Raw genomic sequence first — 2804 nt, forward strand, 5'->3', positions numbered from 1 at the left:
GGTGAAACCGCGGCGCTGACCTTTACCTTAAGTGAAGCCAGTTCAGACTTTGCGGAAAGTGATATTACCGTGGTCGGTGGATCACTGAGCGGCTTTAGTGGCAGCGGCACCACGTATACCGCGACGTTTACCCCGGATACCGATCGCAGCGCAGCGGCGACTATTGATGTTGCAGGAGGCGTGTTCACCGACAGTGCCGGTAACACCAACACCGCGGCGACCCAGCTCAGTCTCAGCCTGGATACTGTACTGCCGGGGATCAGCATCGGCAGCGACACGCTGAGCCTCAAGGCCGGTGACACCGCAGCGCTGACCTTCACCCTGAGTGAAGCCAGTTCAGACTTTGCGGAAAGTGATATTACCGTGGCCGGTGGTTCACTGAGCGGCTTTGCCGGTAGCGGCACCACGTATACCGTGACCTTTACGCCAGATACCGATCGTATCTCGGCAGCGACTATTGATGTTGCAGGAGGCGTGTTCACCGACAGTGCCGGTAACACCAACACCGCGGCGACCCAGCTCAGTCTCAGCCTGGATACCGTGCTGCCGGGGATCAGCATCGGCAGTGACACGCCGAGCCTCAAGGCCGGCGAGACCGCGGCGCTGACCTTTACCCTGAGCGAAGCCAGCTCTGATTTTGCAGCCACTGATATTACCGTGGTGGGGGGGGCGCTGAGCGGCTTTAGTGGTAGTGGCACCACATATACTGCGACGTTTACCCCGGACAGTGATCGCAGCGCAGCGGCGACTATTGATGTTGCAGGAGGCATGTTCACCGACAGCGCCGGTAACACCAACACCGCGGCGACCCAGCTTAGTCTCAGCCTGGATACCGTGCTGCCGGGGATCAGCATTGGCAGCGACACGCCGATGCTAATAGCCGGCGAGACCGCAGCGCTGACCTTTACCCTGAGTGAATCCAGCTCAGACTTTGCGGAAAGTGATATTACCGTGGTGGGTGGTTCACTGAGTGGCTTTAGTGGTAGTGGCACCACGTATACCGCCACTTTCACCCCGGATACCGATCGCACCGCGGTAGCCACCATCGATGTGGGCGCCAATGCCTTCACCGACAGTGCCGGTAACACCAACACCGCGGCGACCCAGCTCAGTCTCAGCCTGGATACCGTGCTGCCGGGGATCAGCATCGGCAGTGACACGCCGAGCCTCAAGGCCGGCGAGACCGCGGCGCTGACCTTTACCCTGAGTGAAGTCAGCAGTGACTTTACGGAAAGTGATATTACCGTGGTGGGTGGTTCACTGAGCGGCTTTAGTGGTAGTGGCACCACGTATACCGCCACTTTCACCCCGGATACCGATCGCAGCGCAGCGGCGACCATTGATGTTGCAGGAGGCGTGTTCACCGACAGCGCCGGGAATACCAATACCGCGGCGACCCAGCTCAGTCTCAGCCTGGATACCGTGCTGCCGGGGATCAGCATCGGCAGCGACACGCCGAGCCTCAAGGCGGGTGAAACCGCAGCGCTGACCTTTACCCTGAGCGAAGCCAGCTCTGATTTTGCAGCCACTGATATTACCGTGGTGGGGGGGGCGCTGAGCGGCTTTAGTGGTAGTGGCACCACATATACTGCGACGTTTACCCCGGACAGTGATCGCAGCGCAGCGGCGACTATTGATGTTGCAGGAGGCATGTTCACCGACAGCGCCGGTAACACCAACACCGCGGCGACCCAGCTTAGTCTCAGCCTGGATACCGTGCTGCCGGGGATCAGCATTGGCAGCGACACGCCGATGCTAATAGCCGGCGAGACCGCAGCGCTGACCTTTACCCTGAGTGAATCCAGCTCAGACTTTGCGGAAAGTGATATTACCGTGGTCGGTGGTTCACTGAGCGGCTTTAGTGGTAGTGGCACCACATATACTGCGACGTTTACCCCGGACAGTGATCGCAGCGCAGCGGCGACTATTGATGTTGCAGGAGGCGTGTTCACCGACAGCGCCGGTAACACCAACACCGCGGCGACCCAGCTCAGTCTCAGCCTGGATACCGTGCTGCCGACTATTAGCATTGGCAGTGACACGCCGAGCCTCAAGGCCGGCGAGACCGCGGCGCTGACCTTTACCCTGAGTGAATCCAGTTCAGACTTTGCGGAAAGTGATATTACCGTGGTGGGTGGATCACTGAGCGGCTTTAGTGGTAGTGGCACCACGTATACCGCGACCTTTACGCCAGATACCGATCGCAGCGCAGCAGCCACCATCGATGTGGCGGTCAATGCCTTCACCGACAGCGCGGGGAATACCAACACCGCGGCGACCCAGCTCAGTCTCAGCCTGGATACCGTGCTGCCGGGGATCAGCATCGGCAGCGACACGCCGAGCCTCAAGGCGGGTGAAACCGCAGCGCTGACCTTTACCCTGAGCGAAGCCAGCTCTGATTTTGCAGCCACTGATATTACCGTGGTGGGTGGTTCACTGAGCGGCTTTAGTGGTAGTGGCACCACATATACTGCGACGTTTACCCCGGACAGTGATCGCAGCGCAGCGGCGACCATTGATGTTGCAGGAGGCGTGTTCACCGACAGCGCCGGGAATACCAACACCGCGGCGATCCAGCTTAGTCTCAGCCTGGATACCGTGCTGCCGGGGATCAGCATCGGCAGTGACACGCCGAGCCTGAAAGCCGGCGAGACCGCGGCGCTGACCTTTACCCTGAGTGAAGCCAGTTCAGACTTTGCGGAAAGTGATATTACCGTGGTCGGTGGTTCACTGAGCGGCTTTAGTGGTAGTGGCACCACATATACTGCGACGTTTACCCCGGACAGTGATCGCAGCGCAGCGGC

1 protein-coding gene is annotated in these 2804 nt (G+C 59.8%); it reads left to right on the plus strand.

The features are described from left to right. A partial coding sequence (locus tag Q0852_RS23345; RefSeq protein WP_299022768.1) for an Ig-like domain-containing protein occupies nt 1–2804 on the plus strand: 2804 nt, incomplete at both ends.

Source organism: uncultured Photobacterium sp., from assembly GCF_947502415.1.
Classification (GTDB): Bacteria; Pseudomonadota; Gammaproteobacteria; order Enterobacterales; family Vibrionaceae; genus Photobacterium.